Raw genomic sequence first — 215 nt, 5'->3', positions numbered from 1 at the left:
GAAGGACGTAGTAGCTTGCGATAAGCTGCGGGGAGCTAGCAAACAAGCTTTGATCCGCAGATTTCCGAATGGGGAAACCCGGCCTTTTAGGTCATTGCATACTGAATACATAGGTATGCAAAGCGAACGCGGCGAACTGAAACATCTAAGTAGCTGCAGGAAAATAAATCAACCGAGATTCCCAAAGTAGTGGCGAGCGAAATGGGATGAGCCTG

Annotated in this window: 1 rRNA gene; it reads left to right on the top strand. The window is 48.4% G+C overall.

Annotated elements, in window-relative coordinates:
* Positions 1–215: ribosomal RNA gene (locus F0185_RS34260) — 23S ribosomal RNA — on the top strand; the annotation flags it as partial.

Origin of the sequence: Massilia rubra (genome assembly GCF_011682065.1) — a bacterium.
Classification (GTDB): domain Bacteria; phylum Pseudomonadota; class Gammaproteobacteria; order Burkholderiales; family Burkholderiaceae_D; genus Telluria_A; species Telluria_A rubra.
Note: the sequence above shows the minus strand (reverse complement) of the source record. Positions and strands in the feature narration are given on the sequence as shown.